6 protein-coding genes are annotated in these 7,322 nt (G+C 74.3%); all 6 read left to right on the plus strand.

Going from position 1 to position 7,322, the window contains the following annotated elements:
* Positions 1-3: 3 nt before the first annotated feature.
* Positions 4-1,527, plus strand: coding sequence for a nitrate reductase subunit beta (narH, locus tag ACZ6ZI_RS15825; protein WP_469520534.1), 1,524 nt, complete (start codon positions 4-6; stop codon positions 1,525-1,527).
* Positions 1,524-2,183 carry a nitrate reductase molybdenum cofactor assembly chaperone gene (gene narJ / locus ACZ6ZI_RS15830; RefSeq protein ID WP_469520536.1) on the plus strand — a complete coding sequence of 220 codons (660 nt, stop codon included), beginning with the start codon at positions 1,524-1,526 and terminating at the stop codon, positions 2,181-2,183. Before narH ends, narJ begins: the two co-directional genes overlap by 4 nt.
* Positions 2,183-2,908, plus strand: a complete 726-nt coding sequence (gene narI, locus ACZ6ZI_RS15835) for a respiratory nitrate reductase subunit gamma (protein ID WP_469520538.1) — start codon at positions 2,183-2,185, stop codon at positions 2,906-2,908. The genes narJ and narI overlap by 1 nt, the downstream gene beginning before the upstream one ends.
* Positions 2,905-4,110, plus strand: coding sequence for a TIGR04053 family radical SAM/SPASM domain-containing protein (locus tag ACZ6ZI_RS15840; protein WP_469520539.1), 1,206 nt, complete (start codon positions 2,905-2,907; stop codon positions 4,108-4,110). The genes narI and ACZ6ZI_RS15840 overlap by 4 nt, the downstream gene beginning before the upstream one ends.
* Positions 4,098-5,483: a protoporphyrinogen oxidase gene (gene hemG / locus ACZ6ZI_RS15845; RefSeq protein ID WP_469520542.1), complete on the plus strand. Its 1,386-nt coding sequence runs from the start codon at positions 4,098-4,100 to the stop codon at positions 5,481-5,483. The genes ACZ6ZI_RS15840 and hemG overlap by 13 nt, the downstream gene beginning before the upstream one ends.
* Positions 5,484-5,563: 80 nt before the next feature.
* On the plus strand, positions 5,564-7,165 hold the full coding sequence (locus tag ACZ6ZI_RS15850; RefSeq protein WP_469520544.1) for an alpha/beta hydrolase: 1,602 nt from the start codon (positions 5,564-5,566) through the stop codon (positions 7,163-7,165).
* The last annotated feature ends 157 nt before the right edge of the window (positions 7,166-7,322 follow it).

A 7,322-nucleotide genomic window follows, 5' to 3' on the forward strand; every position in this document is an offset into this window, starting at 1 on the left:
CCCATGCGCGTCATGGCACAGATCGCGATGGTCATGAACCTCGACAAGTGCATCGGCTGTCACACCTGTTCGGTCACCTGCAAGCAGGCGTGGACCAACCGGCGGGGCACCGAGTACGTCTGGTTCAACAACGTCGAGACCCTCCCCGGCCAGGGCTATCCGCGCCGCTGGGAGGACCAGGAGAAGTGGAAGGGCGGCTGGGAGCGCACCCGTTCGGGTCGGCTGCGCCTGCGGGCCGGCGGGCGCCTCGCGAAGCTCGGCAAGATCTTCGCGAACCCGGACCTGCCGGAGATCTCCGACTACTACCAGCCCTGGACCTACGAGTACAAGAACCTCACCGAGGCCCCGGCGGGCGACGACCTGCCGACCGCCCGCCCCGTCTCCCAGCTCACCGGCGAGCCGATGGACACCATCGAGTGGGGTCCCAACTGGGACGACAACCTGGGCGGCGCTCCCACGCACGCGCCGAAGGACCCGATCGTGGAGAAGATCCGCGAGGAGGTCGGCGAGAGGATCCGCTTCGAGTTCGAGCAGAGCTTCATGTTCTACCTCCCCCGGATCTGCGAGCACTGCCTGAACCCGGCCTGCGTTTCCTCCTGCCCCTCGGGCGCCATGTACAAGCGCGAGGAGGACGGCATCGTCCTCGTCGACCAGGACCGCTGCCGCGGCTGGCGCATGTGCGTGACCGGCTGCCCGTACAAGAAGGTCTACTTCAACCACGCGACCGGCAAGGCCGAGAAGTGCACCTTCTGCTTCCCGCGCGTCGAGATCGGCATGCCCACCGTCTGCTCCGAGACCTGCGTCGGCCGCATGCGCTACCTCGGCGTCATGCTCTACGACGCCGACCGGGTCGCCGAGGCCGCCTCCGTGGCCGACGAGCACGACCTCTACCCGGCGCAGGTGGAGTGCTTCCTCGACCCGCACGACCCGGCGGTGGCCGCCGCGGCCCGCGCGGCAGGCATCACCGAGGAGTGGCTCGACGCGGCCCGCCGCTCGCCGGTGTACGACCTCATCGCCGGCTACCAGGTGGCCCTGCCGCTGCACCCGGAGTACCGGACCATGCCGATGGTCTGGTACGTGCCCCCGCTCTCCCCCGTGGTGGAGGCGGTCGCCGCGAGCGGCCGCGACGGCGAGGACGCGGGCAACCTCTTCGGCGCCATCGACGCCCTGCGCATCCCCGTGGAGTACCTCGCGGAGATCCTCACGGCGGGCGACACGGTGCCCGTCGAGGCCGTGCTGCGGCGGATGGCCGCGATGCGCGCGTACATGCGCCGGATCAACCTGGGCGAGCCCCGCGACGAGTCGATCGCCGAGGCCGTCGGGCTGACCGGGCAGGAGATGGAGGACATGTTCCGGCTGCTGGCGGTCGCCAAGCAGGAGGACCGCTTCGTCGTCCCCTCCGCCGCCCGCGCCGACGCGGACGCGCTCGCCGACAGCCATCCCCTGGACGATCCGGGCTGCCCCGTCGCGGAGCCGGCCGGCTCCCGCGTGATGCTCAACCTCGGCCCGGTCAGGAGGCTCCCGTGAACCCCGACGCCCTGGTGCGGCTGGTCGCCGGCTGCGTGTTGCAGTACCCCGGAGACCATTTCCACGACGAGCTGCCCCGCCTGCGCGCGGCCCTCACCCGGGCCCCCGCCCGGCCCGCCGCGCTGCTCGGTTCCTTCCTCGACCACGCCGAGGGCCTGGGCGCCGTCGAGCTGTGCGGTGAGTACACCTCCACCTTCGACACCCGCAACCGGCGCTGCCTCTACCTCACCTGGTGGACCGACGGCGACACCCGCCGGCGCGGGCTGTCCCTCGTACGACTCAAGCGGATCTACCGGGACTTCGGCCTGGAGTTCGCGGGCGAGGAGCTGCCGGACTTCCTGCCGGTGGCCCTGGAGTTCGCGGCCCTGCGCGAGGAGGCGGGCACGGAGCTGCTCCAGGAGCACCGGGCCGGGCTGGAACTGCTGCGGCTCGCGCTGACGGAGGCCGATTCCCCCTACGCCCCGGTCCTGGAGGCGGTCTGCGCGACCCTGCCCGGACCCTCGCCCGCCACGAAGGCCGAGGCGAAGGCGCTCGCGCGAAGCGGGCCGCCGCAGGAACTGGTCGGCGCCGGCACCGCCCTCGAACCCTTCGGCCCGGGCACCGACCGCCCCGCCGACCTCCCCTGGCCGACCCCGCGCGAAAGGCAGAGCGCCTGATGGACCTCCTCCTGTGGGGCGTGCTGCCGTACGTCTCGATCGCGCTGCTCGTCGCGGGCACGGTGTGGCGGGCGCGCCACGACCGGTTCGGCTGGACCACGCACTCCTCGCAGGTGCACGAGTCCCGGCTGCTGCGGATCGGCTCGCCCCTCTTCCACTTCGGCATGCTGTTCGTCGTCCTGGGCCACGTCGTGGGCCTGCTGATCCCGATGGGCTGGACCGACGCCCTGGGGCTGAGCGACCACGCCTACCACCTGCTGGCCGTCTCCACCGGAGCGGTCGCGGGCGTCGCCGCCGCCGTCGGGATCGCGATCCTCGTGTACCGGCGCTTCACGGTGCCCGCCGTACGCCGGGCCACCCTGCGCGGCGACCACCTGATGTACACCTTCCTGCTCGGCGCGATGGCCCTGGGCCTGACGGCCACCGTCCTCAACTCGACCGGGCGGACCGGCGGCTACAACTACCGCGAGGGCGTCTCGGTCTGGTTCCGCAGCCTGTTCACCCTCACCCCCGACCACCACCTGATGGCGGGCGCCCCGCTCGTGTTCAAGCTGCACGTGCTGTTCGGGTTCGTCCTGTTCGCGCTGATCCCGTACTCGCGGCTGGTGCACGTGTTCTCGGCGCCGCTGGCCTACCTGGCCCGGCCCTACGTCGTCTACCGGCGGCGGGATCCGGACCGGCTCGTGGACCGGCCGCAGAAGCGGGGCTGGGAGCGCGTGTCGTGAACCGCGCCGCCCCCACCGTCGTGCGCCGGCCCCGCCGGCCGGTCGCCGAGCGCCCCTTCCTCGTCATCTGGGAGGCCACCCGCGCCTGCCCCCTGGCCTGCCTGCACTGCCGGGCCGAGGCGCAGACCGCGCGACACCCCGAGGAGCTGGACGGGGCGGACGCCCGCCGCGTCATGGACCAGGTGGCGGCCTTCGGCAGACCGGGCCCCCTCTTCGTGATCACCGGCGGGGACCCCTTCCAGCGCGCCGACCTCACCGACCTCGTCGCCCACGGCACCGCGCTCGGCCTGCGGGTCGCGGTCTCCCCCTCCGGTACGCCGACCCTGACGCGCGAGAACCTCGCGGCCGTCCGCGACGCGGGCGCCGTGGCGATCTCCCTGTCCCTGGACGGTTCCACCGCCGCCCGCCACGACGCCTTCCGCGGGGTGCCGGGCGTCTGGGAGTGGACCCTGGCGGGCTGGCGGGCGGCCCGCGACCTCGGGTTGAAGGTGCAGATCAACACCACCATCGGCCGGGACTCCCTGGAGGACCTCGCCGACATCGCGGCGTTGGTGCGGCGCGAGGGCGCGATGCTGTGGTCCGGCTTCCTCCTGGTGCCCACCGGGCGGGGCGGCGCCCTGGACCCGCTCACCGCCGACGAGGTGGAGGACGCCCTGCACTTCCTCTACGACTGCGGGGCCGTGATGGCCACCAAGACCACCGAGGGCCACCACTTCCGCCGCGTCGCGCTCCAGCGCACGATCCTCGACGCCCGCGGCGAACGCCCGGCCCTGGGACCGCTGTACGGGCGCCTCACGGCCCGCGCCGCCTCGCTGGGCCTGTTCGACGGCGAGCGCCGCGCGGTGCGCCGCCCACCTCTGGACGTCTCCTCGGGGCGCGGGTTCGTCTTCGTGTCGCACACCGGCGAGGTGCATCCGAGCGGCTTCCTGCCGCTGTCCGCGGGCAACGTGAGGAGCCGGCCCCTGACGGAGATCTACCGGGAGTCGGAGCTGTTCACCTCGCTGCGGGACCCGTCGCTGTTGCGCGGGGCCTGCGGGGCCTGCGAGTTCAAGACGGTGTGCGGGGGCTCGCGCTCGCGGGCGTACGGCTTCACGCGGGACCCGCTGGAGGCGGACCCGTACTGCGCCTACCGGCCGGGCGACTTCCCCCACCGGGCGGAGCTGAGGGCACTGATCGAGGGGAGCGCGCCGTGCGTTCGGTGATCGTGATCGGCGGCGGCATCAGCGGTCTGGCCGCGGCGTGGCAGTTGCGCGGCCACGCCGACGTCACCGTCCTGGAGGGCCACCACACGGTCGGCGGGAAACTGCGCACCGGAACCCTCGCCGGCATCGACGTCGACGAGGGCGCGGAGTCCCTGATGGCCCTGCGGCCGGAGGCGGTGGAACTCGCGGCGGCCGTGGGGCTCGGGAACGCGCTGTGCGATCCGGCGCCCGCCCCGACCACCGTGTGGACCCGCGGCGGGCTGCGCCCGCTGCCCCCCGGGCACGTCATGGGCATCCCCACCGACCCGGACGCGCTGATCGGATCGGGGCTGCTCTCGGCGGAGGGCCTCGCCCGCCTCGCGGCGGAGGAACGCCTCCCGGCGGAGCCGCTCGTCGGGGACCGCTCCGTCGGCGGCTTCCTCGCCGCCCGCCTCGGCCGGGAGGCGGTGGACCGCCTCGTCGAGCCGCTGCTCGGCGGCGTCTACGCGGGCCGCGCCGACCTCCTGTCGCTGCGCGCGGCGATGCCCCGCATCGCGACCCTCGCCGAGCAGGGCGGCCCGCTGCTGCCCGCGCTGCGCCGGTTGCGCGCGGCGGGCGCCCCCCGCTCGGCGCCGGTCGCCGTCCAGGGCGTCGTCGGCGGCACGGGCCGCCTCCCGCGGGCCGTGGCCCGTACGTGCGGGGCGCGGATCCTGACGGGGACGACGGCCCGCTCCCTCCAGGCGCTGCCCGGCGACCGGTGGCGGGTGCGGGCGATGACGGCGGACGGCCCCCTGACCATGGAGGCCGACGGGGTGGTCCTCGCGGTGCCGGCCTTCGCGGCGGCGGAGCTGCTGCGCCCGCACGCGCCGCTCGCCGAGGCGCAGCTCTCGGGCATCGCGCACGCCTCGACGGCGGTGGTCACGATGGTCTTCGCGCGCGGCCGGGCCCACCGGCTGCCCGAGGGCAACGGCTTCCTGGTCCCGCCGGTGGACGGGCGCACCCTGAAGGCGGCGTCGTTCCTCTCCAACAAGTGGTCCTGGCTGCGCGAGGCGGCGCCCTCGACCTTCGTGCTGCGCGCCTCCATCGGGCGCGTCGGCGAGGAGGCCCTCCTGGACCGGCCCGACCGGCACCTGGTGCGCACCGCGATCGCCGAGCTCCACCACGCGGTCGGCCCGATCGGCGAGCCGGTCGCCGCGCGGGTGACCCGCTGGGACCGGGGGCTGCCGCAGTACGACGTGGGCCACCGGGAGCGGGTGGAGCGCATCCGGGCGGCCACCGCCGGGCTCCCCGGCATCGCCCTGTGCGGGGCGGCGTACGAGGGCGTGGGCGTGGCGGCGTGCGTGGCCGGCGGTCGGACGCAGGCGCAGGCGCTGCTGGCCCGGCTCCCGCTCTGAGGGCCGCGCCCGGCCGGTGGGGACCCCCGAACGGGTCAGCGCGGGGGCGGGGGGCGCACGAAACGCCCAGGATGGAGGACATGCCCCGAATCGTCCTGAGGACCGTCACCGCCACCGCCCTCACCGCCGCGCTGCTGACCACCGCCGCCTGTTCCGACGACGGCGGCGGCAGCGGGCGGAGCGCGGAGTCCGCCGCCCGGGACGCCAAGCCCCTGAAGTGGGGCGAGTGCCCGGCCCCCACCGCCCTGGAGGGCGGCGGGCAGGTGCCCGGCAAGGACTGGCAGTGCGCCACGCTCGACGTCCCCCTCGACTACGCCGACCCCGAGGGCGAGACCATCCCGATCGCCCTGATCCGGGCCAAGGCCCGCGACCCGAAGAAGCGCCTCGGCTCGCTGGTGTTCAACTTCGGCGGCCCCGGCGGCTCCGGCATCACCACCCTGCCGGGCGCGGCCAAGGAGTACGAGGCCCTGCGCGCCCGGTACGACCTGGTGAGCTTCGACCCGCGCGGGGTCGGCCGCAGCGCCCCGGTGCGCTGCGAGGACGACCGGCAGCTGGACGCGTACTACGCGCAGGACTCCACCCCCGCCACCCCCGAGCAGGAGAAGGCCTTCCTGGACGGCATCCGCACCTACCAGAAGGCCTGCGAGAAGAACTCGGGGAACGTCCTGCCGTACGTGGGCACCGAGAACGCCGCCCGCGACCTGGACCGCATCCGCCAGGCCCTCGGCGACGAGAAGCTGAACTACTTCGGGATCTCCTACGGGACGGAGCTGGGCGGGGTGTACGCCCACCTGTTCCCCGAGCGGGTCGGCCGGGCGGTGTTCGACGCGGTGGTCGATCCCACGAAGACCTCGGAGGAGGGCTCGCTCGGTCAGGCCAAAGGCTTCCAGCTGGCCCTCGGCAACTTCGCCCAGGACTGCGTGGACCGGGGCGACGCCTGCCGGCTCCAGGGCAGCACGGCGAAGGAGATCGAGGAGAACGTCATCAAGCTCCAGAAGCGGCTGGCGACGCACCCCATCGAGGGCATCGGCGGTCGCATGCTCACGGAGGGCTCCGCGACGAACGGCATCGCCCAGGCGCTGTACTCCAAGGAGCTGTGGCCCCTGTTGGAGCAGGGCCTCGACGAGGCGGAGGGCGGTCAGGGGCAGTTGCTGATGGCGCTGTCCGACGCGCTCAACGGTCGGGACCAGCAGGGCCGCTACAGCAACATCGGCGCGGCCAACACGGCCATCAACTGCGCGGACTCCAAGGACCGTTACACCCTGGAGCAGACCAAGGCGAAGCTCCCGGAGTTCCGCGAGGCCTCGCCCGTCTTCGGGGAGTTCCTCGGCTGGGCCATGCTGGGCTGCACGGGCTGGCCGGTCCCCGGCGCCTGGGAGACCCCGGACGTCTCGGCCCCCGGCGCGGCCCCCATCGTCGTGATCGGCAACACCGGTGACCCGGCGACCCCGTACGAGGGCGCGCGCAAGATGGTGGAGCGGCTCGGCAAGGGCGTCGGGGTGGAGCTGACGTACGAGGGCGAGGGGCACGGCGCGTACAACAGCGGCGACCCGTGCGTGCAGGAGGCGGTGAACCGCTACCTGCTGGACGGGAAGGTGCCGGCCGCGCAGACCGTGTGCAAGGCGGCCCCCGCCACGACCCCCACCGCGACGGCCGGCACGACCCCGACCGCGACGCCCTGAACGGGGACGTCCCGAACGGGGACGTCGCGTACGGCGAAAGGCCCGAGGGGGGCCCCCCCCGCCCCCGGGGGGGGCCCCCCCGGGGGGGGGGGGGGGGGGGGGGGTTTAGCGCGTGTGCGGGGGGGTGTGGTGGTGCCCCCCGCAGTACGCCCCCCCC

Source organism: Streptomyces sp. NPDC103540 (genome assembly GCF_055584445.1).